This window comes from Pseudomonas sp. GW456-12-1-14-TSB6, from assembly GCF_059424205.1.
Map to the genome: position 1 here is coordinate 16,748 of NZ_JBWKZE010000027.1, position 25,180 is coordinate 41,927.

23 protein-coding genes and 2 tRNA genes are annotated in these 25,180 nt (G+C 60.8%); 10 read left to right on the forward strand and 15 right to left on the reverse strand.

Annotation, left to right across the window (positions count from 1 at the left end; all coding sequences use genetic code 11):
* Positions 1 to 5: 5 nt before the first annotated feature.
* Together AC07Y2_RS22100 and bamJ are read right to left on the reverse strand one after the other, a co-directional pair.
* Positions 6 to 461 (reverse strand): YkvA family protein, encoded by a 456-nt coding sequence (locus AC07Y2_RS22100; RefSeq protein ID WP_074687585.1) that lies wholly within the window; start codon positions 459 to 461, stop codon positions 6 to 8.
* A gap of 297 nt (positions 462 to 758) precedes the next feature.
* The gene (bamJ, locus tag AC07Y2_RS22105; RefSeq protein ID WP_039769851.1) at positions 759 to 1,481 is read right to left on the reverse strand and encodes a BamJ family beta-barrel-assembly machinery protein; all 723 of its coding nucleotides are present in this window, start codon (positions 1,479 to 1,481) and stop codon (positions 759 to 761) included.
* Positions 1,482 to 1,751: 270 nt separating this feature from the next.
* On the opposite strand from bamJ, the gene AC07Y2_RS22110 reads away from it, so the two are divergent.
* The gene (locus tag AC07Y2_RS22110) at positions 1,752 to 3,560 is read left to right on the forward strand and encodes a di-heme-cytochrome C peroxidase (RefSeq protein WP_039770168.1); all 1,809 of its coding nucleotides are present in this window, start codon (positions 1,752 to 1,754) and stop codon (positions 3,558 to 3,560) included.
* Positions 3,561 to 3,586: 26 nt separating this feature from the next.
* Entirely contained in the window at positions 3,587 to 4,723 is a 1,137-nt protein-coding gene (locus AC07Y2_RS22115; RefSeq protein ID WP_103387435.1) for a catalase family protein, read from the forward strand.
* Positions 4,724 to 4,868: 145 nt separating this feature from the next.
* Here the strand turns inward: AC07Y2_RS22115 and AC07Y2_RS22120 are convergent.
* Positions 4,869 to 4,945: transfer RNA gene (locus tag AC07Y2_RS22120), tRNA-Asp, on the reverse strand.
* Positions 4,946 to 4,964: 19 nt separating this feature from the next.
* Positions 4,965 to 5,040: transfer RNA gene (locus AC07Y2_RS22125), tRNA-Val, on the reverse strand.
* 159 nt (positions 5,041 to 5,199) lie between these two features.
* On the opposite strand from AC07Y2_RS22125, the gene rdgC reads away from it, so the two are divergent.
* The 3 genes from rdgC to sugE all read left to right on the forward strand — a co-directional run bounded on the left by rdgC (position 5,200) and on the right by sugE (position 7,593).
* Positions 5,200 to 6,120, forward strand: a complete 921-nt coding sequence (gene rdgC, locus AC07Y2_RS22130) for a recombination-associated protein RdgC (RefSeq protein ID WP_007950430.1) — start codon at positions 5,200 to 5,202, stop codon at positions 6,118 to 6,120.
* Positions 6,121 to 6,194: 74 nt separating this feature from the next.
* A complete protein-coding gene (locus AC07Y2_RS22135) occupies positions 6,195 to 7,160 on the forward strand; it encodes a bile acid:sodium symporter family protein (RefSeq protein WP_039769848.1) in 966 nt (321 codons plus the stop codon).
* Positions 7,161 to 7,278: 118 nt separating this feature from the next.
* Positions 7,279 to 7,593 (forward strand): quaternary ammonium compound efflux SMR transporter SugE, encoded by a 315-nt coding sequence (sugE, locus tag AC07Y2_RS22140; protein ID WP_039769847.1) that lies wholly within the window; start codon positions 7,279 to 7,281, stop codon positions 7,591 to 7,593.
* 52 nt (positions 7,594 to 7,645) lie between these two features.
* On the opposite strand, the gene AC07Y2_RS22145 is transcribed toward sugE, so the two are convergent.
* The 4 genes from AC07Y2_RS22145 to AC07Y2_RS22160 form a co-directional block, all read right to left on the reverse strand.
* The gene (locus tag AC07Y2_RS22145; protein ID WP_103387079.1) at positions 7,646 to 9,520 is read right to left on the reverse strand and encodes an MFS transporter; all 1,875 of its coding nucleotides are present in this window, start codon (positions 9,518 to 9,520) and stop codon (positions 7,646 to 7,648) included.
* A gap of 110 nt (positions 9,521 to 9,630) precedes the next feature.
* A complete protein-coding gene (locus AC07Y2_RS22150; protein ID WP_103387078.1) occupies positions 9,631 to 10,782 on the reverse strand; it encodes a TDT family transporter in 1,152 nt (383 codons plus the stop codon).
* A gap of 105 nt (positions 10,783 to 10,887) precedes the next feature.
* Positions 10,888 to 11,199, reverse strand: a complete 312-nt coding sequence (locus tag AC07Y2_RS22155) for a cupin domain-containing protein (protein WP_074687581.1) — start codon at positions 11,197 to 11,199, stop codon at positions 10,888 to 10,890.
* A 53-nt stretch (positions 11,200 to 11,252) separates the two neighbouring features.
* On the reverse strand, positions 11,253 to 12,440 hold the full coding sequence (locus AC07Y2_RS22160) for an MFS transporter (protein WP_103387077.1): 1,188 nt from the start codon (positions 12,438 to 12,440) through the stop codon (positions 11,253 to 11,255).
* A gap of 91 nt (positions 12,441 to 12,531) precedes the next feature.
* Between AC07Y2_RS22160 and AC07Y2_RS22165 the strand changes: the two genes are divergently transcribed.
* Positions 12,532 to 13,074, forward strand: coding sequence for a TetR/AcrR family transcriptional regulator (locus tag AC07Y2_RS22165; RefSeq protein WP_074687579.1), 543 nt, complete (start codon positions 12,532 to 12,534; stop codon positions 13,072 to 13,074).
* A gap of 134 nt (positions 13,075 to 13,208) precedes the next feature.
* The gene (locus tag AC07Y2_RS22170) at positions 13,209 to 16,679 is read left to right on the forward strand and encodes a hybrid sensor histidine kinase/response regulator (RefSeq protein WP_103387076.1); all 3,471 of its coding nucleotides are present in this window, start codon (positions 13,209 to 13,211) and stop codon (positions 16,677 to 16,679) included.
* Positions 16,680 to 16,688: 9 nt separating this feature from the next.
* Here the strand turns inward: AC07Y2_RS22170 and AC07Y2_RS22175 are convergent, their stop codons facing one another.
* Complete coding sequence (locus AC07Y2_RS22175) at positions 16,689 to 18,053, reverse strand: DNA recombination protein RmuC (RefSeq protein WP_178076170.1); 1,365 nt, start codon at positions 18,051 to 18,053, stop codon at positions 16,689 to 16,691.
* Positions 18,054 to 18,228: 175 nt separating this feature from the next.
* Positions 18,229 to 18,552 (reverse strand): SEL1-like repeat protein, encoded by a 324-nt coding sequence (locus AC07Y2_RS22180; RefSeq protein ID WP_074687576.1) that lies wholly within the window; start codon positions 18,550 to 18,552, stop codon positions 18,229 to 18,231.
* A 953-nt stretch (positions 18,553 to 19,505) separates the two neighbouring features.
* Between AC07Y2_RS22180 and AC07Y2_RS22185 the strand changes: the two genes are divergently transcribed.
* The 3 genes from AC07Y2_RS22185 to AC07Y2_RS22195 all read left to right on the forward strand — a co-directional run bounded on the left by AC07Y2_RS22185 (position 19,506) and on the right by AC07Y2_RS22195 (position 21,908).
* Positions 19,506 to 19,730, forward strand: coding sequence for a hypothetical protein (locus tag AC07Y2_RS22185; protein ID WP_007950419.1), 225 nt, complete (start codon positions 19,506 to 19,508; stop codon positions 19,728 to 19,730).
* Positions 19,731 to 20,007: 277 nt separating this feature from the next.
* On the forward strand, positions 20,008 to 20,490 hold the full coding sequence (locus AC07Y2_RS22190; RefSeq protein ID WP_039769836.1) for a hypothetical protein: 483 nt from the start codon (positions 20,008 to 20,010) through the stop codon (positions 20,488 to 20,490).
* 146 nt (positions 20,491 to 20,636) lie between these two features.
* Positions 20,637 to 21,908 carry an OmpP1/FadL family transporter gene (locus tag AC07Y2_RS22195; protein WP_074687575.1) on the forward strand — a complete coding sequence of 424 codons (1,272 nt, stop codon included), beginning with the start codon at positions 20,637 to 20,639 and terminating at the stop codon, positions 21,906 to 21,908.
* Between the two features lie 81 nt (positions 21,909 to 21,989).
* Here the strand turns inward: AC07Y2_RS22195 and AC07Y2_RS22200 are convergent, their stop codons facing one another.
* From AC07Y2_RS22200 to AC07Y2_RS22220, 5 genes are read right to left on the reverse strand one after another with little or no spacing between them, the layout of a single operon-like run.
* Positions 21,990 to 22,550, reverse strand: a complete 561-nt coding sequence (locus tag AC07Y2_RS22200; protein WP_039769833.1) for a glutathione peroxidase — start codon at positions 22,548 to 22,550, stop codon at positions 21,990 to 21,992.
* A gap of 55 nt (positions 22,551 to 22,605) precedes the next feature.
* Positions 22,606 to 22,728 carry a hypothetical protein gene (locus AC07Y2_RS22205; RefSeq protein ID WP_007950415.1) on the reverse strand — a complete coding sequence of 41 codons (123 nt, stop codon included), beginning with the start codon at positions 22,726 to 22,728 and terminating at the stop codon, positions 22,606 to 22,608.
* Positions 22,725 to 23,933, reverse strand: a complete 1,209-nt coding sequence (locus AC07Y2_RS22210) for an MFS transporter (RefSeq protein ID WP_039769832.1) — start codon at positions 23,931 to 23,933, stop codon at positions 22,725 to 22,727. The genes AC07Y2_RS22205 and AC07Y2_RS22210 overlap by 4 nt, the downstream gene beginning before the upstream one ends.
* Before the next feature lie 54 nt (positions 23,934 to 23,987).
* Positions 23,988 to 24,392, reverse strand: coding sequence for a MarR family winged helix-turn-helix transcriptional regulator (locus AC07Y2_RS22215; RefSeq protein WP_007950413.1), 405 nt, complete (start codon positions 24,390 to 24,392; stop codon positions 23,988 to 23,990).
* 56 nt (positions 24,393 to 24,448) lie between these two features.
* Positions 24,449 to 25,180 (reverse strand): adenosylcobinamide-GDP ribazoletransferase, encoded by a 732-nt coding sequence (locus AC07Y2_RS22220; RefSeq protein WP_074687574.1) that lies wholly within the window; start codon positions 25,178 to 25,180, stop codon positions 24,449 to 24,451.

The following is a 25,180-nucleotide window of genomic DNA, read 5'->3' on the forward strand; positions in this document are numbered from 1 at the left end:
GCGATTCAGGACTTTTTCGGCCCCTGAAGCTGAAGTTGCTCGGGCGTATCGGGCAGACGCTCGACCACTCTGAGCTTTTCCGGCGCCTGGCGCTGACGCCACAGGCGGAAGGCGTTCAGTTCATCGTCGAGGGTTTTCATCAGCCAGGCGAGGACGGCGATGTCATCGAGCATGCCGAACATGGGAATGAAATCCGGGATCGCATCCACCGGGCTGAGGAAGTACATCAGGCCGGCCACTACCGAAACGATCGCCTTGGCGCTGATCGCGCGGTACTCGCCGCGCCAGTACGCCAGACACAACGACTGCAATAGACGCAGATCGTCCTTCAGTTTGCCGAGGCGATTGCCTTGGGCAGCGCCTTTGCTGGCCACGGCGAACAACAAGGTCGGCAAGCGGCCTCGAGCCAGCAAGCGTCCGGCCAAAGGCAGGAATCGGGCGAAATTCCACGGCGCTTTCATTTATTTCTCCCGTTGAAATGTTATCCACACAAATTGTGGATAACCTTGTGAACAGAGCTGCATTTCAGCGCTGAGAGCCCCGTTTCATAAGGGCTGCGCTTAAATCGGGCGTTTTTTACTCACATAAAAAATCCCAATATTTCATTGACTTGGCGGCTCCGGGCGTCTAGCGCGAACAACCTTAAAGTCTAGGACTGCCATGACCGGCATCGGTTCGGTCTGTTTACGCCGACCATCGTCCAGATGCAACAACGCCCCGCATAAGCGAGGCGTTGTTGTTGAAACCGGTGCCGATGCTTATTGCTTGGCGGCAGCGGCGTCTTCTTTGGCTGGATCCTTGATACCCAGCAGTTCCAGGTCGAAGACCAGAACCGAGTTGGCCGGGATTGCCGGGCTTGGCGATTGTGCGCCGTAAGCCAGGTCGCTAGGGATGTACAGCTTGTACTTCTCGCCAACGTGCATCAGTTGCAGGCCTTCGACCCAACCCGGAATCACACCGCTGACCGGCAGATCGATCGGGCTGCCGCGCTCTACGGAGCTGTCGAAAACGGTGCCATTGGTCAGCTTGCCGGTGTAGTGAACGGTCACGACATCGGTAGGCTTGGGCTGTGGACCGTCGGCTTTCTTGACCACTTCGTACTGCAAGCCGGAAGCGGTGGTGGTCACGCCAGCCTTCTTGCCGTTTTCTTCGAGGAATTTCTTGCCGGCGGCTGCCGACTCTTCGCTCATCTTGGCCATACGCTCTTCGGCACGCTTTTGCAGCGCGGCGAAAGCTTCGACCAGTTCTTCATCTTTCAGCTTCTGTTCTTTCTTGCCGACGGCATCTTCGATGCCCTGGGCTACCGCTTTGGAGTCCAGATCATCCATGCCTTCCTGAGCAAGGCTCTTGCCCATGTTCAGGCCGATACCGTAGGAAGCTTTTTGCGCCGGGGTTTTCAGCTCTACGCTGGTCTGCGAATCACAACCCGCGAGTACCAGGCTAACCAGGGCAACCGCCGCCGCCAACCGATGCTGTTTCATGCTATTTCCTTGTTCATGCGCCGAAAGGGCAATCGAGTAAAGCCGCGAGCTTATCAGGCCGCCACGACCAATGGCTACCGGCATGAGAGCAGGAATCTTCCGATAAGTTCAGGGATTAAAACGCATTTGGCCAACGCCGTGATGAAGCTTCTGTCATCTGGCTCTGACGACAATTGATGTCACCTCCCACAACACTTGGCGTAATGGCCACTTGCCGCACACCACCCGCCTCAGGCATAACAGCGCAACAAATCGACAAGGATGTTCATCTTGCGCCTCTTATACCGTGTGCTGACGCTGATCGTGGTGCTGCTGGGACTGGTCCTGGCAGTGGTTCTTTACTATGTCGCCAATCCGAAATTGCCCTTCCCGACGCCCGCGAAACAGGTGCATTACCTGGATCAGTGGACTGAGCAAGAGCGCCAGACCTACTACTTCACCCCGCAGGGGACGCAGGTCAAGGGCCTGCGCTATGAGTGGTTCCAGGCGCTGGAGCTGCCGTTCTCGCAGCAACGCTTCGCTTCCCCGGAATACCTCGCGCGTTTCGGTTTTCTGATCGATCCGCAGCAGAAAGCCACGCCGGACAACCCGGGCAATCTGCCGGTGGGTTTCGCCCGTCACCGGAATCCCGGGAGCTCCGAGCAATATCTCGACATCACTTGCGCGGCCTGCCATACCGGCGAACTGCACTTCAATGGCCAGGCAGTGCGCATCGATGGCGGCTCGGCCCAGCACGTGTTGCCTTCCAGCGTTCCTACGTTGCGCGGCGGAAGTTTCGGACAGGCATTGGTCGCCAGTCTCACCTCGACTTACTACAACCCGTGGAAATTCGAACGTTTCGCCCGCCATGTGCTGGGCGACGACTACGACGCGCGCCACGAACAACTGCGCAAAGACTTCAAACGCTCACTGAACACCTTCATCAAAGTGGCCTGGAACGACACCCATCGCGGCCTCTACCCCACCGAAGAAGGCCCCGGCCGCACCGATGCCTTCGGGCGTATCGCCAACGCGACCTTCGGCGATGCGATCTCCCCGAGCAACTACCGCGTGGCCAACGCCCCGGTGGATTACCCGCAGCTATGGGACATGTGGACCTTCGACTGGGTGCAATGGAACGGCTCGGCGCAGCAACCGATGGCGCGCAATATCGGCGAGGCGCTGGGGGTCGGCGCCACCCTGAATTTCTTCGACGCCAACGGTCAGCCACTGCAGGGCGATGAGCGCTATGCCTCCAGCGTACGCGTGCGTGATCTGCACAAGATCGAAGAAACCCTGCAAAAACTGCGACCGCCGGCCTGGCCTGAAGAGGTGCTCGGCGTCGTCGACAAACCCTTGGCGGCCAAGGGCCGAGCCCTGTTCGCCGAGAACTGCGCCGGATGCCATGTGCCGCGCCAGACCCAGGAAGGCGAACGCTGGGTGCAGCACCTGCACATGCTACCGGTGGACGTCATCGGCACCGACCCGAATGCGGCCAACAACATTGCCAATCACCGCTTCGACCTGACCGCTCTGCAATGGAACCCGGCGGAGTTGGAACAAATGGACGTGAAGTTGCACCCCAAACCCAAGGAGCCGCTGGACCTCAGCCAACTGTCGGTGGCCAAGGGACTGGCTTACGTCACCGCCTTCGTGGAGAACCGCGCGTACCGCGAAGCCGGCGTCACTGCTGCCGAGAAACCACAGCTCGACGGCTTCGGTCTGCCAATCGGCGTTCGCGAAAAAGTCGCCTACAAGGCCCGACCGCTGGCCGGCGTATGGGCCACGGCCCCATTTCTGCACAACGGCTCGGTGCCGAGCCTTTATCAGTTGCTGTCACCTCAGGACGAGCGGGCCACCACGTTCTATAAAGGCACCTTCGAATACGACCCGCGCCATCTGGGCTACCGCACCGAAGCCTTCACCAACGGCTTCCTGTTCGACACCCGCATCACCGGCAACCACAACAGCGGCCACGAATTTCGCGCCGGCGAGCGCGGCAAAGGCGTCATCGGCCGACTGCTGCAGCCTGAAGAACGCTGGGCGTTGCTGGAATACCTGAAAGTGCTGGGCGGCCCGCTGGAGGCGCAACTGCCATGATCTTCAACTCCTTCAAAAGACCTTCGATGCTGGCGCGTTTCTGGCTCTGGCTGGGACGGATACTGGGCAAAACCTTGCTGATCTTGCTGGTGATCGGCCTGATCGGCTGGGCCCTGGCGACCACCTGGTTCGCCTGGCAGCACCGTGGTCCGGTGTCGGCACTGGAACAGATTCCAGATGGCGAAGCCGCCATGACCCAGGACGTGATTCAGACCGCGGTGCGCATCGTCGATCAGCACCGCGAAAGCACCCGCTACCTGCGCGACGCCCATGCCAAAGCCCATGGCTGCGTGAAGGCCGATGTGCAGGTGTTGCCGGATCTGGCTCAGGAATTGCGCCAGGGCGTCTTCAGCGAACCGGGCAAGCTGTGGAAAGCGACGATGCGCCTGTCCAACGGCAACGCGTATCCGCAATTCGACAGCATCCGCGATGCCCGGGGCATGGCGCTCAAACTGCTCGATGTGCCGGGCAAGCAGTTGCTGGGTGACCGTCAGGGTCTGAATGAGCAGGACTTTGTGATGTTCAGTCACCCGAACTTCTTTGTCAGCGATGTCGCCGAGTACCGTAAGAATGTGGCGGCGCAGGCTGACGGCAAGAAGGTCATGGCGTTTTTTCCGGGGTGGGATCCGCGCCAGTGGCAAATTCGGCACCTGTTCATTGCGCTGGCGACCCTTTCGCCACCACCAGAGAGCCCGACACGTACGACCTACTTTTCGGTATCGCCCTACAAGTTCGGCGAGGCCAATGCCAAGTTCCGGGTGATGCCGGATCCGGAGCGCTGCCCCGCTTATACCTTGCCGAAACAGAACCGGGATCTGCCGAACTTCCTGCGCAGTGCGTTGAATCAACAGCTGTCGACCGACCGGATGCCGGCGTGTTTCGTGTTGCAGATCCAGCGCCAGGACGCGAACAAGTACATGCCGATCGAAGACACCAGCATCGAATGGCGCGAGCAGGACAGCCCATTCCAGACAGTGGCGAGGATCACCCTGCCCCCGCAGGACTTCGACACCCCGGCGTTGAACCTGCAATGCGACAACCTGTCGTTCAATCCCTGGTTCGGCATCGACGCTCATCGCCCCATTGGCGGGATCAACCGCCTGCGCAAAGCGGTGTATGAAGCGGTGAGTGATTACCGCCACAGCCGCAACTCGGCGCAATAGCAGCGCCAGAAACGAAAAAAGCGACCGTCAAAGGTCGCTTTCTCATGTTCAGGCCCTGCAAAAGCCAAATCCCGGACAGCAAAAAGCCCGCACCAGGCGGGCTTTCTGTGGTGATCTGGCGTTCAGTGTTCCAGATGACCGAATATGGCGCAGCGGACGGGACTCGAACCCGCGACCCCCGGCGTGACAGGCCGGTATTCTAACCGACTGAACTACCGCTGCGCTAAACACTTGAAACGAATGGTGGGTGATGACGGGATCGAACCGCCGACATTCTGCTTGTAAGGCAGACGCTCTCCCAGCTGAGCTAATCACCCTTCGCTTCGGTGTGGCGCGCATTCTACGGAGCGACCCAACCTCTGGCAAGCACTTTTTTAAATAATTTTCTCAGGCCTTCCAAAGGCTTAGAGAAGGGTTGGCCTATGACCCGGCGAAGACAATAATGCCCCCCTTTGTATAAAGGAGAGACTCACCCCATGTGGTTCAAGAACCTGCTTATCTATCGCCTGACCCAAGACCTGCCTGTCGATGCCGAGGCGCTGGAAACTGCACTGGCCACCAAACTGGCGCGTCCATGTGCAAGCCAGGAGTTGACCACCTACGGTTTCGTCGCGCCGTTCGGCAAGGGCGAAGATGCTCCACTGGTGCACGTCAGCGGTGACTTTCTGCTGATCTCCGCCCGTAAAGAAGAACGCATTCTGCCGGGCAGCGTCGTGCGCGATGCGGTCAAGGAAAAGGTCGAAGAGATCGAAGCCGAGCAGATGCGCAAGGTCTATAAGAAGGAACGCGATCAGATCAAGGATGAAATCATCCAGGCGTTCCTGCCGCGCGCGTTTATCCGCCGCTCGTCGACCTTCGCCGCCATCGCGCCGAAACAGGGCCTGATCCTGGTCAACTCGGCCAGCCCGAAACGCGCCGAAGACCTGCTCTCCACCCTGCGTGAAGTGATCGGCACCCTGCCGGTTCGTCCGCTGACAGTGAAAACCGCGCCGACCGCCGTGATGACCGAATGGGTCACCACCCAGCAAGCCGCCCCGGACTTCTTCGTCCTGGACGAGTGCGAACTGCGTGACACCCACGAAGACGGCGGCATCGTGCGTTGCAAGCGTCAGGACCTGACCAGCGAAGAAATCCAGCTGCACCTGAGCACCGGCAAGGTGGTGACGCAACTGTCGCTGGCCTGGCAGGACAAACTGTCGTTCATGCTCGACGACAAGATGACCGTCAAGCGCCTGAAATTCGAAGACCTGTTGCAGGATCAGGCGGAACAGGATGGCGGCGACGAAGCCCTCGGCCAACTCGACGCCAGCTTCACCCTGATGATGCTGACGTTCGGCGACTTCCTGCCGGCGCTGGTTGAAGCACTCGGTGGCGAAGAGACTCCGCAGGGCATCTAAGCCTCTGCGCAGTCTTTGGGTTATCTTCAAACGCCACCGCTTCGGTGGCGTTTTCACATAATAAGGAACAGGCCATGCGCGCACTGGCTGCACTGAGTCGTTTTGTTGGCAACACCTTCGCTTACTGGGTTCTGATTTTCGCGGTGATCGCGTTCTTGCAACCAGCCTGGTTCCTCGGCCTCAAAGGCGCGATCGTGCCGTTGCTCGGGCTGGTGATGTTCGGCATGGGCCTGACCCTCAAACTCGACGACTTCGCCGCCGTCGCCCGCCATCCGTGGCGTGTGGCACTGGGCGTGGTCGCGCATTTCGTGATCATGCCGGGGATGGCCTGGTTGCTGTGCCAGATCTTTCATCTGCCGCCGGAAATCGCCGTCGGCGTGATTCTGGTGGGGTGCTGCCCGAGCGGCACGTCCTCGAACGTCATGACCTGGCTGGCCCGTGGCGATCTGGCGCTGTCGGTGGCCATCGCCGCCGTCACCACCCTCCTCGCCCCGCTGCTGACGCCAGCGCTGATCTGGCTGCTGGCCTCGGCCTGGTTGCCGGTTTCGTTCATGGAATTGTTCTGGTCGATCCTGCAAGTGGTCCTGCTGCCGATCATCCTCGGCGTGGTCGCGCAACGTGTGCTTGGTGACAAGGTGCGCCACGCGGTGGAAGTGCTGCCGCTGGTGTCGGTGGTCAGCATCGTGATCATCGTTGCCGCCGTGGTTGCCGCCAGCCAGGCGAAAATCGCCGAATCCGGCCTGCTGATCATGGCCGTGGTGATGCTGCACAACAGCTTCGGTTATCTGCTGGGTTATTTCACCGGACGCCTGTTCGGCCTGCCGCTGCCGCAGCGCAAGTCCCTGGCGCTGGAAGTCGGCATGCAGAACTCGGGGCTGGGTGCCGCGCTGGCCAGTGCGCACTTTTCGCCACTGGCGGCGGTGCCAAGTGCACTGTTCAGTGTGTGGCACAACATTTCCGGGGCGCTGCTGTCGACCTGGTTCCGGCGGATGAGCGAAAAAGAAGACCGTGAGACGTTGGCACAACAGACGGCCGACTGATTCCGGATCGCGGTGCGGCGCACATTTTTAGGTAGTATGTGCGCCACGCGGGGACGACCCTGTGGCTCAATCGAGTTTTCAATCTGGGGACGGCCCCGTCAATCGATGGAGGTCTTTCATGTCCTGGATCATTCTGTTTTTCGCCGGCCTGTTCGAAGTCGGCTGGGCCGTCGGCCTGAAATACACTGATGGTTTCACCCGTCCGCTTCCAACCGTTCTCACCGTTGCCGCCATGGCAGTCAGCTTGGGATTGCTGGGTCTGGCGATGAAGGAATTGCCGCTGGGCACGGCCTATGCGATCTGGACTGGCGTCGGTGCCGTGGGCACGGTGATTGCCGGGATCATCCTGTTTGGCGAATCGATGGCGTTGATTCGCCTGGCCAGTGTCGCGTTGATCGTCACCGGACTGATCGGGCTCAAGGTCAGCGCTTAAGCCACTGGCCTCATCACGGGCTTGCCCGCGATGAGGCCGGCACAGCCAATGATTATCTGACAGTCCCGCGTAATTCCCCGACCAACACCTGCAGCTCCGCCGGTTGCGCTGCTTCAACGGCGACCGGCGAACCCGCCACCAGCGTCACCCGCGACCACAAGCGCCGGAACAGTCCTTTATTGGGATCGCGGCTGAAGAAACTCCCCCACAATCCCTGCAACGCCAGCGGAATCACCGGCACCGGTGTCTCTTCGAGAATCCGCGTCAGCCCGCCCTTGAACTCGTTGATCTCGCCATCGGCGGTCAACTTGCCTTCCGGGAAGATGCAGACCAGCTCACCTTCCTTCAGATACTGGGCAATCCGGGTGAAGGCCTTTTCGTAGATCTGGATGTCTTCCTGGCGTCCGGCGATAGGAATCGTCCCCGCCGTGCGGAAGATAAAGTTCAGCACCGGCAGGTTGTAGATCTTGTAGTACATGACAAAGCGAATCGGCCGACGCACCGCACCGCCGATCAGCAAGGCATCGACGAACGACACGTGGTTGCACACCAGCAACGCCGCGCCCTCATCCGGAATCGCTTCAAGGTTGCGATGCTCGACGCGGTACATGGAATGGCTGAGCAGCCAGATCATGAAACGCATGCTGAACTCGGGGACGATCTTGAAGATGTAGGCGTTAACGCCGATGTTCAGCAGCGACACCACCAGGAACAGCTGCGGAACCGACAGCTTGACCACGCTCAGCAACACGATGGTGACAATCGCCGAGATCACCATGAACAGCGCGTTGAGAATGTTGTTGGCCGCGATTACCCTGGCCCGTTCGTTCTCGGCGGTGCGCGACTGGATCAATGCGTACAGCGGCACGATGTAGAAACCGCCAAAGATCCCGAGGCCCAGCACATCGATCAACACCGCCCAGGCATGACCGAAACTCAGCACTTCGGTCCAGCTATGGCCAACAGCGCTTTCTGGTATTCCACCGGAATGCCACCACAGCAGCAGCCCGAAAACGGTCAGGCCGAACGAGCCAAACGGCACCAGGCCGATCTCGACTTTGCGCCCGGAAAGCTTCTCGCACAGCATCGAACCGAGGGCAATACCGACCGAAAACACCGTCAGAATCAGGGTAACGACGGTTTCGTCGCCGTGCATCCACTCCTTGGCGTAAGCCGGGATCTGCGTCAGATAAATCGCCCCGACGAACCAGAACCACGAGTTGCCGACAATCGAGCGCGACACCGCTGGCGTCTGCCCCAGGCCCAGCTTCAAGGTCGCCCAGGACTGACTGAAGATGTTCCAGTTCAGGCGCATCTCCGGGGTGGCCGCCGCGGCGCGGGGAATGCTGCGACTGGCCAGATAACCCAGCACGGCGATGCCGACAATCGCGGCGGATACCACCGGCGCGTAATTGGCCGACGACATCATCACCCCGGCGCCGATGGTGCCGGCCAGGATCGCCAGGAACGTGCCCATTTCCACCAGCCCGTTGCCGCCGACCAGTTCGTCGTCCCGCAATGCCTGCGGCAGGATCGAATACTTCACCGGCCCGAACAGCGCGGAGTGCGTGCCCATGGCGAACAGCGCCACCAGCATCAGCGACAGGTGATCGAACAGGAAGCCGACGGATCCCACGGCCATAATGGCGATTTCTGCCAGTTTGATCAGACGGATCAACGCGTCCTTGGCGAATTTTTCCCCGAACTGCCCGGCCAGCGCCGAGAACAGAAAGAACGGCAGAATAAACAGCAGCGCACACAGGTTGACCCAGATGGAGCGGTCACCTTCGATGGTCAGCCGATAGAGGATGGCGAGGATCAGCGACTGCTTGAACACGTTGTCGTTGAACGCGCCCAGCGACTGGGTGATGAAGAACGGCAGGAAGCGCCGGGTGCGCAGCAGGTTGAACTGTGAGGGGTGACTCATCTTCCGTGTGACCCTGTTGTTTTTGGAAAGAGAAGGTAGCGAGTGGCCTGGCTACGCTTATAAGAATCTCGAACCGCGATCCAGGCCACACATTACCTAATCTTTGCAGGTTATTTCTTCAAACCTGCAATGCACGGTGAAACAAACAGCTCACCGCGCCACGCGCCTTGCAGCGTGCGTTTACCGACGATCAGCCACATCACCGCCAGCAACGTCACCAGTACACAACCGACCACACTGAAAAACGTCAGGTGCAAGGTGCTGCCCAGTTTCAGGGTTGCCAGCGAATAAACGCCCAACGGGAAGGTGAAACCCCACCAGCCAAGGTTGAACGGGATGCCATCACGCAGGTAACGCACGGTGATCAGCAGCGCCATCAGCATCCACCACAGACCGAAGCCCCACAGCGTGATCCCGGCGATCAGGCCCAGGCCCGAAGCGATTTCACCGATGCCCGGCAGACCGTTGGCCGCGAAGATCGCCGGGGCATCGCCGCCCAGCAGCAACATGCCCAAGGCGCCGGTGCCGATCGGGCCGAGAGCCAGCCAGCTCGACGCCGCCATGTTTTCGTGGGGCAGTTTGTGCAAGGCCATGCGCAGCAACAGGATGGTCAGGATGCTGAACGCCACCGGCAGAGAAAAGGCCCAGAGCACGTAACTGGTCACCAGCACCACCAGTTGCGAGTGCGCATCGGCGAGATGCGGCGCCAGCAGTCCACCGCTGGCCGCCGCCACTTCCGCGGCCACCACCGGCAACAGCCAGACGGCGGTCATCTGATCGATGCTGTGTTCCTGACGGGTAAACATCATGTAGGGAATCAGCACGCCGCAGGCCAGCGACATCGCCACGTCCAGCCACCACAACACTTCGGCCAGTTGAATGACCCCATCGCCCCAGCGCGGCAGACCGAACAGCAGAAAGCCGTTGATGATGGTCGCCAGGCCCATGGGAATGGTGCCGAAGAACATCGATACCGTGGAGTGCCCGAAGATCCGCCGAGCTTCGTCGAAGAACAGAATCCAGCGGGCGGCGTAGGCAGCGGTAAACAGCACGAACAACAGAATGTTGAACAGCCACAGCCCTTCGGCCACGGCGTGCAGGCCGGGAATGGAAACGGGCAATTGCGCCAGCGCCAAGGCCAGCACGCCGGTGCCCATGGTGGCGGCGAACCAGTTCGGGGTGAATTGGCGGATCACTTCACGCGGGTGCTGAAGCTGGCTGAATGGCTTGATGCCGGGTTTGGCGCTGTTGGGGCAAATCATCATGAACTCCTGTCCTCAGGTGAGGTTGAGCTCATGGTAGAACCGAATCGAATATCTATATAACGGGTAATATCTCTAACTGTTATCTGTTTTGTAGATATGAAGTCAGACACTGCCTTCGGTTTCGATCACCAGAATCCGCGCCGCGCCCTGAGGATGAGCGACGTGTTCAGTGCCGATGGACGCGTAGAAGATGTCGCCAACATCAAGCAAGACCTGCTTCTCCTCACCTTCTTCGCGGTAGTGCATGAGCACTTTGCCGTCGAGCACCACAAACACTTCTTCACCGTCATTGACGTGCCATTTGTAAGGCTGATCGGTCCAGTGCAGACGCGTGGTGATGCCGTTCATGTTGGCGATGTCGAGCGCGCCCCAGGCGCGCTCGGCGGTGAAGGTCTTGCTGCGGATGATCTTCATGCGTCGGTCCGTGAGAAGAAGGGGCTGGCCAAGGCTAACCGAATCCAGAGGTGTTATGGAGCGCTGCAAGTCTTGGCCGCTTGCGCCCGGAAACTCATCAGCAGCGCACCGACCGCCAGCACAATCAGCACCGCGCCATACACATCGGTGGTGGTCAGCAGGCCCACGCTGTGGGTGAAATGTCCGGCCAGCAACGCCGGCAGGCAGAACGCCAGGTAACTCAGCACATAAAATGCCGACATCAAACCGGCACGCTCATGGGGCAATGCCAGCGGCACCAGACTGCGCACCGCACCGAGAAAACCAGAGCCAAAGCCACAACCGGCCACCAGCGTGCCAAAGAAGAACAGCGACAGACTGGCGCTGTGCACGCCCAACAGAATCAGCACGATACCGGCCGGCAGCAGGCTCGCCCCAAGTTGCAGCGCCCGGGAGGCGTGACGATTGCGCAAGGTGAAGATCATCAGCGCACCGGTCACCGTCAGCGCCGCCACGGTGGCGCCGCCGATCAGGTTAGAAGTGGAACCGGTGGCCGTGCGCACCAGCGACGGTGCCAGCGAGGCATAGAAACCACCGAGCGCCCAGGTCGCGGTGTTCAACGGCAACACTCGCCACAGTGTCGAACGTGCCTGGACCGGCACGTGCAGGGTCGGCCGCAACGAGGCCCACGCCCCGGCCTGCGGCGAGACGCTCTCCGACAGGCGCCACACATAGATGCCCTGCAACACAAACAGCGCGAGCAGCAGCCAATAGGTCAATTGCAACGGCGCCGGGGCGAATTCCGCCAGCAAACCGCAGCCCATGCCGCCCAACGCCATGCCCAGCAACGGCGCAACGCTGTTGATCAGCGGCCCCTGCTGGCGATCAATGTCCAGCAGCGTCGCACTCAACACAGCGGTGGCCATGCCGGTGGCAAAACCTTGCAGCACCCGCGCGCCGATCAGCCAGCCCACGCTGTCGGCGTAGATAAACAGCAGCATCGCCAGCGCATTGAGCGTCACGGCGGTGAAGATTACCGGTTTGCGTCCCAGGTGGTCCGACAGCGAACCGACCGTCAGCAATGCGGCCAGCAGACTGAGGGCGTAGACGCCGAAAATCAGGGTCAGTACTGCTGCCGAAAAATGCAGCTGATCCTGATACAGGTGGTACAACGGCGTCGGCGCAGTGGAAGCGGCGAGAAAACTCAGTAAGGTGATCGCCAGAAACCACAGGCTGGAACGGTTGGAAGCAAGGCTGGTCATGGGCACACTCCGCAAAAGCTAATTTTTTGCTTTTGCGGAGTGTGCTCTTGGCTTGCGCTTAAAGCAAATTCTTTGTGTTAAGGTCTGCCGCATGGCTATTAAAGAAGGTTTACGCCCCGGCGGTCGCAGCGCCCGGGTGCAGGAGTCGATTCACTCGGCAGTCCGCGCGCTTCTGCAAGAACAGGAGCGCTCAACGGTGACCGTCCCGCAAATCGCGGCGCGCGCCGGGGTAACGCCATCAACCATTTATCGGCGCTGGGGCGATCTGGCGACCTTGCTGGCCGACGTTGCCCTCGCCCGCATGCGCCCCGACAGCGAGCCGGCTGAAACCGGCAGTCTGCGCAGCGATCTCCGCGCGTGGGCCGAACAATACCTCGACGAAATGAGTTCGGAACCCGGGCGCAACATGATGCGCGACGTGCAGGCAAGTGCGACGCCGGGCTATTGCGTGGCGATCATCGGCGCGCAGTTGCAGACCATCATCGAGCGCCACCCCAAGGAACCGGCGCCGAGCGTGGATCGGCTGATCAATCTGGTGGTGTCCCCGGTGGTGTTCCGCATTCTGTTTTCGGCAGCGCCGCTGGAAGTCGGAGAACTGCACCGCTTGATCGACATCGCGCTGAAACCGGACTGACCGCAGAACCGGCCGGTTCTGTTCCTGCGACACCCCGCCGCGCCACGACCTTGGTCGACACTGACTAACCGCCGCGCCCGTGCGAGACTGTCTGACCGGGCGCGAGTCCGGTCGTTTTCTGTCGGGAGTGTTCCATGTCGTTGTCCACCGGGCTGATCGCCGCCGTCGCCCTGGCCTATATGGCCATCATGTTCGCCATCGCCTTCTACGGCGACCGTCGCAGCACACCGCTGCCGCCACGGGTGCGTGCCTGGGTGTACAGCCTGTCGCTGGCGGTCTACTGCACCAGCTGGACCTTCTTTGGCGCAGTCGGCCAGGCCGCCGAACAACTCTGGTCATTTCTGCCGATTTACCTCGGGCCGATCCTGCTGCTGCTCGGTGCGCCGTGGGTGCTGCAGAAAATGGTGATGATCAGCAAGCAGGAGAACATCACCTCCATCGCCGACTTCATCGCCGCCCGCTACGGTAAATCCCAATCGCTGGCGGTGGTCGTCGCGCTGATCTGTCTGGTCGGCGTCCTCCCCTACATAGCCTTGCAGCTCAAAGGCATCGTCCTTGGCGTGAACCTGCTGATCGGTGCCGGCGCCGACGCCATGGGCACCCGCGCCCAGGACACCGCGCTGATCGTGTCGCTGGTGCTGGCGCTGTTCACCATCGTCTTCGGTACGCGCAACCTCGATGCCACCGAGCACCACCGGGGCATGGTGCTGGCGATTGCCTTTGAATCGCTGGTCAAGCTGTTCGCCTTCCTCGCCGTCGGCGCCTTCGTCACTTATGGCCTGTATGACGGCTTCGACGACCTGTTCAACCAGGCGATGCTCGCCCCGCGCCTGGAGGAATACTGGAAAGAAACCATCAACTGGCCGTCGATGGTGGTACAGACCGGCGTGGCGATGATGGCGATCATCTGCCTGCCCCGCCAGTTCCACGTGACGGTGGTCGAGAACATCGACCCACAGGATCTGCGCCTGGCCAAATGGGTGTTCCCCGCCTACCTCGCACTGGCCGCGCTGTTTGTAGTCCCTATCGCCCTGGCCGGTCAGATGATGCTGCCCAGCTCGGTCATCCCCGACTCTTTCGTCATCAGCCTGCCATTGGCCCAGGCCCATCCGGCGCTGGCGATGCTGGCGTTTATCGGCGGTGCGTCGGCAGCCACCGGCATGGTGATCGTGGCGAGTGTGGCGCTGTCGACCATGGTCTCCAACGACATGCTGTTGCCGTGGCTGCTGCGCCGCAACAATGCCGAGCGGCCGTTCGAAGTGTTCCGCCAGTGGATGCTCTCGGTGCGTCGCGTCAGCATCGTGCTGATTCTGTTGCTGGCCTACGTCAGCTACCGTTTGCTCGGCTCGACCGCGAGCCTGGCGACCATCGGCCAGATCGCCTTCGCCGCCGTCACCCAACTGGCCCCGGCGATGCTCGGCGCGCTGTACTGGAAACAGGCCAACCGGCGTGGTGTATTCGCCGGTCTCGCCGCCGGTACGTTCCTGTGGTTCTACACCTTGATCCTGCCGATCGCTGCGCGCAGCCTCGGTTGGTCGCTGGACAGTTTCCCCGGACTCGCCTGGCTGCACAGCAACCCGTTGAACCTGCCGATCACCCCGCTGACCCAAGGCGTGGTGCTGTCGCTGGCAGGCAACTTCACCCTGTTCGCCTGGGTCTCGGTGCTGTCGCGCACCCGCGTGTCGGAGCACTGGCAGGCCGGGCGTTTTATCGGCCAGGAAATCAGCGCCCGGCCGAATGCACGCTCGATGCTGGCGGTGCAGATCGACGATTTGCTGCAATTGGCGGCACGCTTTGTCGGCGAAGAACGCGCGCGCCAGAGCTTCATTCGCTTCGCCTACCGTCAGGGCAAAGGCTTCAACCCGAACCAGAACGCCGACGGCGAATGGATCGCCCACACCGAGCGTTTGCTGGCCGGTGTCCTTGGCGCTTCGTCAACGCGAGCGGTCGTGAAAGCCGCCATCGAAGGTCGAGAAATGCAGCTGGAGGACGTCGTGCGGATCGCCGACGAAGCCTCGGAAGTGCTGCAGTTCAACCGCGCGCTGCTGCAAGGCGCCATCGAGAACATTACCCAGGGCATCAGCGTGGTCGACCAGTCGCTGAGACTGGTGGCCTGGAACCGCCGCTATCTCGAGCTGTTCAACTATCCGGACGGTTTGATCAGCGTCGGCCGACCGATTGCCGACATCATTCGCCATAACGCCGAGCGTGGTTTGTGCGGTCCCGGTGAAGCGGAAGTCCACGTCGCCCGGCGCCTGCACTGGATGCGCCAGGGACGCGCCCACACCTCCGAGCGACTGTTCCCCAATGGCCGGGTGATCGAGCTGATCGGCAACCCGATGCCTGGCGGCGGTTTCGTCATGAGCTTCACCGACATCACCGCGTTCCGCGAAGCCGAGCAGGCTTTGACCGAGGCCAACGAAGGGCTGGAGCAACGGGTCAGCGAACGGACCCAGGAACTGTCGCAACTCAACGTCGCGCTGACCGAAGCCAAGGGCAATGCCGAGGCGGCCAACCAGTCCAAGACCCGCTTCCTCGCCGCCGTCAGTCACGACCTGATGCAGCCCTTGAACGCCGCACGGCTATTCTCCGCCGCCCTCTCCCATCAGGAAGACGGCCTGAGCGCCGAGGCGCAGAAACTGGTGCAGCATCTCGACAGTTCGCTGCGTTCGGCCGAAGACCTGATCAGCGACCTGCTGGACATTTCCCGCCTTGAGAACGGCAAGATCAACCCGGATCGCAAGCCGTTCGCGGTCAATGAGCTGTTCGATATTCTCGGCGCGGAATTCAAGGCACTGGCTCAGGAACAGGGCTTGAGTTTCCGGGTACGGGGCAGTCAGTTGCGCATCGACAGCGACATCAAGTTGCTGCGGCGGATTCTGCAGAACTTCCTCACCAACGCTTTCCGCTACGCAAAAGGCCCGGTGCTGCTGGGCGTGCGTCGGCGCAAAGGCGAGATTTGTCTGGAAGTGTGGGATCGCGGGCCGGGGATTCCGGAGGACAAACAGCAGGTGATCTTCGAGGAATTCAAACGCCTCGACAGCCACCAGACCCGCGCTGAGAAAGGTCTCGGCCTGGGCTTGGCGATCGCCGATGGCCTGTGCCGCGTGCTCGGCCACACCTTGCGTGTGCGCTCATGGCCGGGGCGCGGCAGCGTGTTCAGTGTCCGTGTGCCATTGGCCAAAGCACAGACCGTGCAACCGCCGGCAGCGGTGGAAATCAATGGCAAACTGCACAGCGGCGCGCAGGTGCTGTGCATCGACAATGAAGACAGCATTCTGATCGGCATGAACAGCCTGCTCACGCGCTGGGGCTGTCAGGTCTGGACCGCGCGCAACCGCGAAGAATGTGCGGCGCTGCTCGATGACGGCGTGCGGCCACAATTGGCGCTGGTGGACTATCACCTCGATCACGGCGAAACCGGCACCGAGTTGATGGCCTGGTTGCGCACAAGGCTGGGCGAGCCGGTGCCCGGCGTGGTGATCAGCGCCGACGGGCATCCAGAAACCGTGGCGCAGGTGCATGCAGCGGGGCTGGATTATCTGGCCAAACCGGTGAAACCGGCGGCGTTGCGGGCGTTGTTGAGTCGCTATTTGCCGCTCTAGCAGAGCGGCTTATTCAGGCAGTTCGACCAGGCCGTCGGCGTCGGTCATCGCGCGCTCCAGCAGATCCGCTGGCAGGCTTTTGCTGGCACGCGCGCCGAGCAATTTGAGCTGTTCGCTGCGGCTGACCAGGTTGCCGCGCCCTTCTGTCAGCTTGTTGCGCGCCGCGCTGTAGGCTTTGTCCAGTTGCTGCAAGCGATTGCCGACTTCGTCCAGATCCTGAATGAACAACACGAACTTGTCATACAGCCAACCGGCGCGCTCGGCGATTTCCCGGGCGTTCTGACTCTGGCGCTCCTGCTTCCACAGGCTGTCGATCACCCGCAGGGTGGCGAGCAGCGTGGTCGGACTGACGATCACGATGTTGCGATCAAAAGCTTCCTGAAACAGTGACGGCTCGGCTTGCAATGCAGCGGAAAACGCCGCTTCGATGGGCACGAACAGCAAGACGAAATCGAGGCTGTGCAAGCCTTCCAGACGCTTGTAATCCTTGCCGGCCAGGCCTTTGACGTGGCTGCGCAAGGACAGCACGTGCTGCTTCATGGCGATCTGGCCGATGGCATCGTCGTCCGCCGCCACGTATTGCTGATAGGCGGTGAGGCTGACCTTGGAGTCGACCACCACCTGCTTGTCGCCCGGCAGGTAAATGATCACGTCCGGCTGGAAACGCTCGCCATCCGGGCCCTTGAGATTGACCTGGGTCTGGTACTCGCGGCCCTTCTCCAGCCCGGCATGCTCAAGCACGCGTTCGAGAATCAGCTCGCCCCAGTTGCCTTGGGTTTTCTGGCCCTTCAGGGCGCGAGTCAGGTTGGTCGCTTCGTCGCTGAGGCGCAGGTTCAGTTGTTGCAGACGCTCCAGTTCCTTGGCCAGCGAAAAACGCTCGCGGGCTTCGGCCTGGTAGCTTTCCTCGACGCGCTTTTCGAACGACTGGATACGCTCCTTTAACGGGTCGAGCAACTGGCCGAGGCGCTGCTGGCTGGTTTCGGCAAAGCGTTGTTCGCGCTCATCGAAGATCTTGCCGGCCAGTTCGGCGAACTGTGCGCGCAGCTCGTCACGGGAACCTTGCAGGTCATCCAGGCGTTGTTGATGGCTTTCCTGTTGCTCGCGCAATTCGGCATTCAGCGAAGCCGCCTGGGCGTCCAGGCGCCGCAATTCGGCTTCCTTGTTCGCGCGTTCGAGGTTCCAGGCATGGGCGGCGTCACGGGCGTCGTCGCGCTCGATCTGCAACAGCTCGACTTCCCGGCGTACGGCGGCGAGCTCCGCTTGTTTCGAGGCATTGGCCTGGCCGAGGTCGGCGACTTCATCGCGGCAGGCTTCAAGTTGTGCAGTAAGGCCGTCCTGGGCCATTTGCGCCATGGCCAGCCGCTCCTCGAGCAACGCGACTTCAGACTGGTTCTGACTGGCCCGACGTTGCAGTTGCCAGGCCAATGCCAGCAACGGCACCGCCGCACCTGCCAGCCCCAGCAGGATGCTGGTCAAGTCCATCGCCATAGTGACTCCCGCCGATCCGATAAAGCCTGAAGGTTAACCAAGGCGTCTGGTCTTGGACAGCTCAGTCTTCGATCAGGCCGAGTTCCTGTTGCGCGCGTCGGTCACCGGCGCGGGCGGCCTGGCGCAGCAGGTCCTGGCCGATCCGGCGATCCCGGGCATTGCCGCACTCGCGACACATCAACTGGCCGAGGCGACTCTGCGCCGCGACCACCCCTTCCCGGGCCGGTTGCTTGAGCAGGCGGCCGGCGAGGTGCTTGGCATTTCGGCTGTCGCCCAGGCGCGGGCTGTCGAGCAGCCATTCGGCTACGCGCACGGAAAATCGCTTGGGAGCGGTAACACGAGGGGGTTGGGAGGTAACAGATTCTGGAGCTGAACGAAACTTCATAAAACACTGTGGGACAGATCGGAAGGCGCGCCACTCTACTCTTTTTTTCGCACAGGTAAAGTCGAAAAAAACCCGGCACGCCCGTGCTAGAGCAAGCGCTCGGGACAATCCACAGAAGCTGTGGATAACTCAGTGGACAACCGCCCTCCAGTCGCCGCAAAGCCTTGTGGAACGGGGCTCGCAGTCAAACTGACGATTTTTTCACCAGTTAAAAAAAGCGATGTTTTTCATTGACTTAAACTTTCGATGCAGGCAGCCATCGGGGTCAGGATTGTTGTGACAGCGCCGTTACAGTCTGCGCAACTAATGTGCACAAGTACCTGTTACGCGGTTATATCGATGCGCCTTTTCGGGTCGTTTTGGCATTCGTGCTGGGGATAAGCCGCTGCGCAGAGCGTCAGAATCTTTCGGGTCGTGGCGACCGACGGAGGTAAAGTGAGCCAGATCGGGGCAGGCGGGGAGCCCGGGCAGCGGATTCTGATTTTTTTGATCATCGGGTTTGCCTTCTGCGGTTCGTTCCGTTAGTATCCGCGGCGTTAGTACCAAGCTGAAAGTCAATTCCGGTCGAACACACCCCCACGGTCAAGTTTCTCTCACAGAGACCTTCACTGAAAAAAGCGGGATCGACCCCTCGATGGTTTCCAGGTAAATCTTGCGACGACACAGTCTTTGAATCGAATGCAAAGAGTGTTGCGAAGACCACTTACTCTGACCGAACCAACCTGCAAATTGATCAGGATCTTCACCAAGGGCCCAGAACCTCTGCCCTTGATATGTTGCCTGTCCTCCTAAGTACCTACCTGCCAGCCCAAGCGCGCCAACTTTTATAGCGCTCGAACTGGCTGCCTTGTTCCAGTCGGGTTCTTCGTTCGACCAATGGTGGTTGACGTTACTGGAACGTTTTAACGTTGCACGGTTCTTATCCGTGTCATTTGTAGGAACACCTAATAACTATGTCGACTCAAATCCAGACTCAGGATGCCATTCGCACCCTAACCAACGCTTTTGCTCCAATGAACTGCCTGATCATGGCCGCTCGCAAAGGCTGCTTCAGCTTCACCGTGGTCAATGAACACGGGATCGCCCGCCACAGCGAGCGTCTGTACCCCGATCAATACTCCAGCGCCGAACCGCTGCAGGCCGTGATTGATCGCACCCGTCAGGCATTGATCGCCTGAGAGGCCGAAATGGCTGCAAAAGCAAAAGCCCCGCTGAAAATGCGGGGCTTTTTATTGCCCGATGTTTCACTTTTACCTCTTTCCGCTTAAGCACCAACCGGTATAACGGTTATAACGGCGCGCCGGAAATATTTTAAAAACAGTCCTTTACGTCGCGAATATGACACTACACTTCAACTCAAGCGGCGTGATCCGCTTCCGGCGAGCCTGAGTCGATCCACAGCTGCCAAGCTCCCCCTTCAGGCCTCGCCGCCCAATAACAAGATCCGAGGGTTTTATGGGTATCGCTGCCAGCGAACTGTGCCGCTATGTGATCCGTCCTACGCTGATCTACCTGGGACGTCACTGCGCAACCGCCGAATCCCTGCTGCTGGGCATTGCCGCCAGCCAGTCCGCCCTTGGTTCCGCCCTGCATGACCGTCGTGGCCACGGCCTGTACCGGATTGCCGAACACCGCCACCAAGCCCTTTGGGACCATTATCTTGCGCTGGATCCGGAACGCGCCAGCCTGGTTCGCGGCCTCGCCAGCCAGCATGCCTTCCTCAGCGGCCCGCACCTCGAACTGACCGTCAATTTGCGTTATGCCACAGCCATCGCCTGGCTGCTGGTCGAAGAACAAAACACTCCCCTCCCCGAGCCGGACGATCTGCTGGGCATGGCGCGTATCTGGCGTCAGACCTTTCAGCCCCAAGGTCGTCTGCGCGACTTCACCTGCGCCTGGCAAACCTGTGTTTCACCGCTGAATCAGGTCGCTTGCTGACGCGCTGTTTTCACAACATCGCCCAACAGGCAGTGATTTTGGTCGGATTGTCCTACAAAACCGCTCTAACTCAAGGCATACGGACTATAGCGCCGGGACGAAAATGTTGGTAATTTTCGCCCCGGTGATCACCAGGAGTTCTAATAATGAAAAAAGTCATGCTCAAAACCACCCTTAGCCTTGCCGTAACCGTGGCATCCACCCAGATCTTCGCAGCTGGCTTTGCCATCAACGAACACAGCATCAGCGGGATGGGGACTGGGTACGCCGGGCGATCTTCTTCTGCCGACGACGCAAGCACCGTTTATGGCAACCCTGCCGGCATGTCGCGCATCACGCGCGAACAAATCACCGGTGGCGTTGCATTCCTCGACGCAAAAACCGATATCAGCGACGCCAGCTCCAGCCCGAACGGCGGCAGCAACAAAGGCGACATGGTGCCCTTCACCTCCGTACCTATGGGCTACTACGTCAAGCCGATCGACGAGCATTGGGCATTCGGTCTGGGTGTGTACGTACCCTTCGGCCTGATCACCGACTATGAAAACGGCTTCGCCGGCCGTTACTTCGGCAGCAAGTCAGAAGTCAAGATCATCACCTTCCAGCCAACGGTCAGCTACAAGTTCAACGATGTCGTATCGATCGGTTTCGGCCCGACCATCAACCGCATCGACGGCTCGCTGGAATCCAACCTGTCGATCACTCAGGCAGCGCCGGACGGCAAGGTCAAGATCAAGGGCGACGACACCGCACTGGGCTACAACATCGGCGTGCTGGTACAGGCTACCGACAGCACTCGCCTGGGTCTGACCTACCACTCGAAAGTCGACTACAAGCTCGATGGCAACACCAAGGTCAACTACGGTGTGCTGGGCGCGATCGGCCTGGGTGCGAACCAGAAGTACGACGCTTCGCTGAAGATCACCACGCCTGAATCCGTGGACCTCTCGGTCACCCAGGCGATCAACGATCGCTGGAACGTCTACGCCGGTACCACCTGGACCCGCTGGAGCCAGCTGGAAAAGATCACCGTCAAGAACTCCGGCGTTCAGCCACTGCTGGCTGGCCAGTTCGGCGAGATCACCGAAGAACAGAACTGGCATGACACCTGGGCTTACGCCATCGGTACGTCCTACCAGTTGAACAAGGAATGGGTACTGCGTACCGGCCTGACGTTCGACCAGTCGCCGACCAACAACGTCGACCGTTCGCCACGCATCCCGACCGGCGACCGGACCATCTTCAGCATCGGTGCCGGATGGAGCCCGACCGAAGACCTGACCATCGACGTCGCCTACTCGTACCTGAAGGAAGAGAAGGTCAACATCCGCAACGAAAACAATCGTGGCCAGAGCTACAACTCGCAGTATGAAAACTCGGCGAACGGCTTCGGTGTCGGCGCAACCTACCGCTTCTGATGCTGTACGGCGAGGCTAATGCCTCGCCCACTAAAAAGCCCCGCTCTCTTCACAGAGGCGGGGCTTTTTAATGGGCGTCGATCAGGGTTTCAGCGGCTGGGAGGCAATGGCTTTCTCGATGGCCGCCAGAAATTCAGGATCATCCGGTTTGGTCAGGCTGGAGAAATTGGCGATCACCTTGCCTTGGCGGTCGATGACGTATTTGTAGAAATTCCACTTCGGTGCGCTGCTCTGTTTGGCCAGCACCTGGAACAAGTGAGTCGCATCGTCACCCCGGACCTTCTGCGGTTCGGTCATGGTGAACGTCACGCCGTAGTTGGCGTAGCAGACCTTGGCGGTCTCGGCGCTGTCCTTGGACTCCTGCTTGAAGTCATTGGAAGGCACGCCGAGCATTTCCAGGCCCTGGGCCTTGTAGCGCTGATTCAGCGCTTCGAGCCCCTCGAACTGCGGCGCAAAACCACAGAAGCTGGCGGTGTTGATCACCACCAGCGGTTTGTCGGCGTAGCGCTGACACAGGTCGATGGATTCCTTGGCCCGCAACTTGGGCAACGAACCTTGCAACAGATCCGGACAGTCCGCGGCCTGGGCCAGTCCGGTCAACGCCATCAGCAACGCGGGAACAGCACACCAGCGCTTGAGCATGTCGGGCATCCTTGAGCAATCGTCAGGCCTCGACGTTACTCGCCCTCCCGCCGGTCTAGCAAGCACCCATGCCCAACTGCATCAGCGCCAACCCGCCCTGATGCCAGCCCCACCACACCAGCGCCAGCAACGCGGCGCCGAGTGCGGTGACGACGATCTGCGGCCAGAAACGGTTCATGCAGCGCTCGCACGCGGTTGCAGGCGCTCGACCGGGCGCTCGCGCACCGGCCAGTTCAGCGCCGCCGCCAGCAGACTCAGGAGAATCGCCACTTGCCAGATCAAGTCATAACTCCCGGTTCGGTCATACACCACCCCGCCCAGCCAGCCGCCGAGGAACGAACCCAACTGATGGAACAGAAACACGATGCCGCCGAGCATGGACAGGTTTCGCACGCCAAACAAGGTCGCCACCGTACCGTTGGTCAACGGCACCGTCGACAGCCAGAGGAAGCCCATGGCCATGCCGAACAGATAGGCCGAAGTCGTCGTGACCGGCAGCCACAGGAACAGCACGATCACCACGGCGCGCAGCAGATAAAGTCCGGTCAGCAGACGCGGTTTGGACATCCGCCCGCCGAGCCAACCGGCGGTGTACGTACCGAAGATGTTGAACAGGCCGATCAACGCCAGCACCGTGGTGCCGACACTCGCCGGCAAATGCTGATCGACCAGATACGCCGGCAAGTGCACGCCGATGAACACCACCTGAAATCCGCAGACGAAAAAACCGAATGCCAGCAACCAGAAACCGGAGTGCGAACACGCCTCGCGCAGGGCTTCGGACAGGGTTTGCTCATGGCCGAGCACCGGCAGCGGTTTGTCCTTGAGCATGCTCACCAGCGGCACGATCAGCGCCACCAGCAGGCCCAGCACCAGCAATGCCGCCGACCAGCCGAGCCAGCCGATCAGCCCGAGGGTGCCCGGCAGCATGGCGAACTGGCCGAAAGAACCGGCAGCACTGGCAATGCCCATGCCCATGCTGCGTTTCTCCGGCGGCACGGCGCGGCCGACGACCCCGAGGATGACCGAGAACGAGGTGCCGGACAGACCAATGCCGATCAGCAGACCGGCACTCAGGGACAGGCCCAGCGCCGTTTCCGACAGGCCCATGAACACCAGGCCCAAGGCGTAGAGCACCCCGCCGATCAGCACCACTTTCGCAGCGCCAAAGCGGTCGGCCAGCGCGCCGGTAAACGGTTGCGCCAGGCCCCAGATCAGGTTCTGCAAGGCGATGGCAAAGGCGAACACTTCACGGCCCCAGCCGAACTGGGCGCTCATCGGCGACAGGAACAGTCCGAAGCCGTGCCGCACGCCCAATGACAACGCCAGAATCAGCGCACTCCCCAGCAACACCCAACCGCACGTACGCCACATCGAACTCATTATTATTCTCCAGTCGCGGGTATATACCCGCTTAGATTCGGAAAAAACCGGCCCTCAGGCCAGTTCATCCAATAGCCGCAGCAAGGTTTCACGCTTCTCGGCACCCAGCCGGTCGATCAACCGCTGTTGCGCCGCTTCCCAGGCCGGCAAGGCTGCTGCCAGGCGTTGCGCACCGGTTTCGGTGAGCCGGACGATGCGGTTGCGCATGTCTTCGCCCTCGGCCAGCGCCACCAGGCCCTCGCCTTCCAGCACCCGCAGATTGCGCCCGAGGGTGCTGCGATCCAGGCCCATGGCCTCGGCCAGTTCGGAAATGCTCGGCTGATCCAGGCGCTGCAGATTGCACAGCAGAGAATACTGGGCAACGTTGATCCCGAAGCCGTCGAGAGCGCCGTCGTAATGCCTGCTGACGCCACGCGCGGCGCGTCGCAGGTTGGTGCACAAACACTGAGAAGGAAGCATGATGCGTGTATATACCCGCGACTGTGTTAAATCAAGTTACAGATCAAAGTTACTTATCAAAACAAGGCCAGCCCGACCAGCACTGACATTTCCAGCAATTCCAGCAACGCGCCGGCCGTATCACCGGTGGTTCCACCCAGTCGCCGCACCATCAAATGCCGCAGCCAGATGAACACGACAACCGCCAGCAGCAACGCCACGACAGCGTCGAACCCGGCGATCGCCACACACGCCGCCGCACTCCCCGCCAGCACCTGCCAACCCGCCTTGCGCGGCAGATGATCGGCCAGCGCCTGCCCCAACCCGCCGGCCCGCACATAAGTCGTGGTGAGAAACAGCCCGAGCAACGCCGCTCGGCCGATCAGCGGCACGATGATCAACGCCGTGCCCTGCTGTTGTTCGATCAACGCCAGCAACGCGGCGAACTTGAGCAGCAACACCAGCACCAGCGTCACCACCGCGATCGGCCCGCTGCGCGGATCCTTCATGATCGTCAGCGTACGCTCGCGATCACCGAACCCGCCGAGCCACGCGTCGGCGCTGTCCGCCAGGCCATCAAGGTGCAACGCGCCGCTGAGCAGCACCCACACCGTCAGCAACAGCGCCGCATGCAACAGCAACGGCGTGCCGGCCAAGGCAATGTTCAGCGCCCAGAGAATGACACCGAACAACAGGCCCACCAGCGGATAAAACAGCAGCGACCGGCCAAGCTGTTCGGGCGTCGGCATCCCCGGCAGACGAATCGGCAGGCTGCCGAGAAATTGCAGGGCGATCCACAGAGGCAGCAT

Excerpts from the sequence above, each read along its gene's own strand:
- AC07Y2_RS22100 (WP_074687585.1), bottom strand. The coding sequence starts at position 461 with ATGAAAGCGCCGTGGAATTTCGCCCGATTCCTGCCTTTGGCCGGACGC.
- bamJ (WP_039769851.1), bottom strand. The coding sequence starts at position 1,481 with ATGAAACAGCATCGGTTGGCGGCGGCGGTTGCCCTGGTTAGCCTGGTA.
- AC07Y2_RS22115 (WP_103387435.1), top strand. The coding sequence starts at position 3,587 with ATGCTGGCGCGTTTCTGGCTCTGGCTGGGACGGATACTGGGCAAAACC.
- rdgC (WP_007950430.1), top strand. The coding sequence starts at position 5,200 with ATGTGGTTCAAGAACCTGCTTATCTATCGCCTGACCCAAGACCTGCCT.
- AC07Y2_RS22135 (WP_039769848.1), top strand. The coding sequence starts at position 6,195 with ATGCGCGCACTGGCTGCACTGAGTCGTTTTGTTGGCAACACCTTCGCT.
- sugE (WP_039769847.1), top strand. The coding sequence starts at position 7,279 with ATGTCCTGGATCATTCTGTTTTTCGCCGGCCTGTTCGAAGTCGGCTGG.
- AC07Y2_RS22145 (WP_103387079.1), bottom strand. The coding sequence starts at position 9,520 with ATGAGTCACCCCTCACAGTTCAACCTGCTGCGCACCCGGCGCTTCCTG.
- AC07Y2_RS22150 (WP_103387078.1), bottom strand. The coding sequence starts at position 10,782 with ATGATTTGCCCCAACAGCGCCAAACCCGGCATCAAGCCATTCAGCCAG.
- AC07Y2_RS22155 (WP_074687581.1), bottom strand. The coding sequence starts at position 11,199 with ATGAAGATCATCCGCAGCAAGACCTTCACCGCCGAGCGCGCCTGGGGC.
- AC07Y2_RS22160 (WP_103387077.1), bottom strand. The coding sequence starts at position 12,440 with ATGACCAGCCTTGCTTCCAACCGTTCCAGCCTGTGGTTTCTGGCGATC.
- AC07Y2_RS22165 (WP_074687579.1), top strand. The coding sequence starts at position 12,532 with ATGGCTATTAAAGAAGGTTTACGCCCCGGCGGTCGCAGCGCCCGGGTG.
- AC07Y2_RS22170 (WP_103387076.1), top strand. The coding sequence starts at position 13,209 with ATGTCGTTGTCCACCGGGCTGATCGCCGCCGTCGCCCTGGCCTATATG.
- AC07Y2_RS22180 (WP_074687576.1), bottom strand. The coding sequence starts at position 18,552 with ATGAAGTTTCGTTCAGCTCCAGAATCTGTTACCTCCCAACCCCCTCGT.
- AC07Y2_RS22185 (WP_007950419.1), top strand. The coding sequence starts at position 19,506 with ATGTCGACTCAAATCCAGACTCAGGATGCCATTCGCACCCTAACCAAC.
- AC07Y2_RS22190 (WP_039769836.1), top strand. The coding sequence starts at position 20,008 with ATGGGTATCGCTGCCAGCGAACTGTGCCGCTATGTGATCCGTCCTACG.
- AC07Y2_RS22195 (WP_074687575.1), top strand. The coding sequence starts at position 20,637 with ATGAAAAAAGTCATGCTCAAAACCACCCTTAGCCTTGCCGTAACCGTG.
- AC07Y2_RS22200 (WP_039769833.1), bottom strand. The coding sequence starts at position 22,550 with ATGCTCAAGCGCTGGTGTGCTGTTCCCGCGTTGCTGATGGCGTTGACC.
- AC07Y2_RS22205 (WP_007950415.1), bottom strand. The coding sequence starts at position 22,728 with ATGAACCGTTTCTGGCCGCAGATCGTCGTCACCGCACTCGGCGCCGCG.
- AC07Y2_RS22210 (WP_039769832.1), bottom strand. The coding sequence starts at position 23,933 with ATGAGTTCGATGTGGCGTACGTGCGGTTGGGTGTTGCTGGGGAGTGCG.
- AC07Y2_RS22215 (WP_007950413.1), bottom strand. The coding sequence starts at position 24,392 with ATGCTTCCTTCTCAGTGTTTGTGCACCAACCTGCGACGCGCCGCGCGT.
- AC07Y2_RS22220 (WP_074687574.1), bottom strand. The coding sequence starts at position 25,180 with ATGCTGCCTCTGTGGATCGCCCTGCAATTTCTCGGCAGCCTGCCGATT.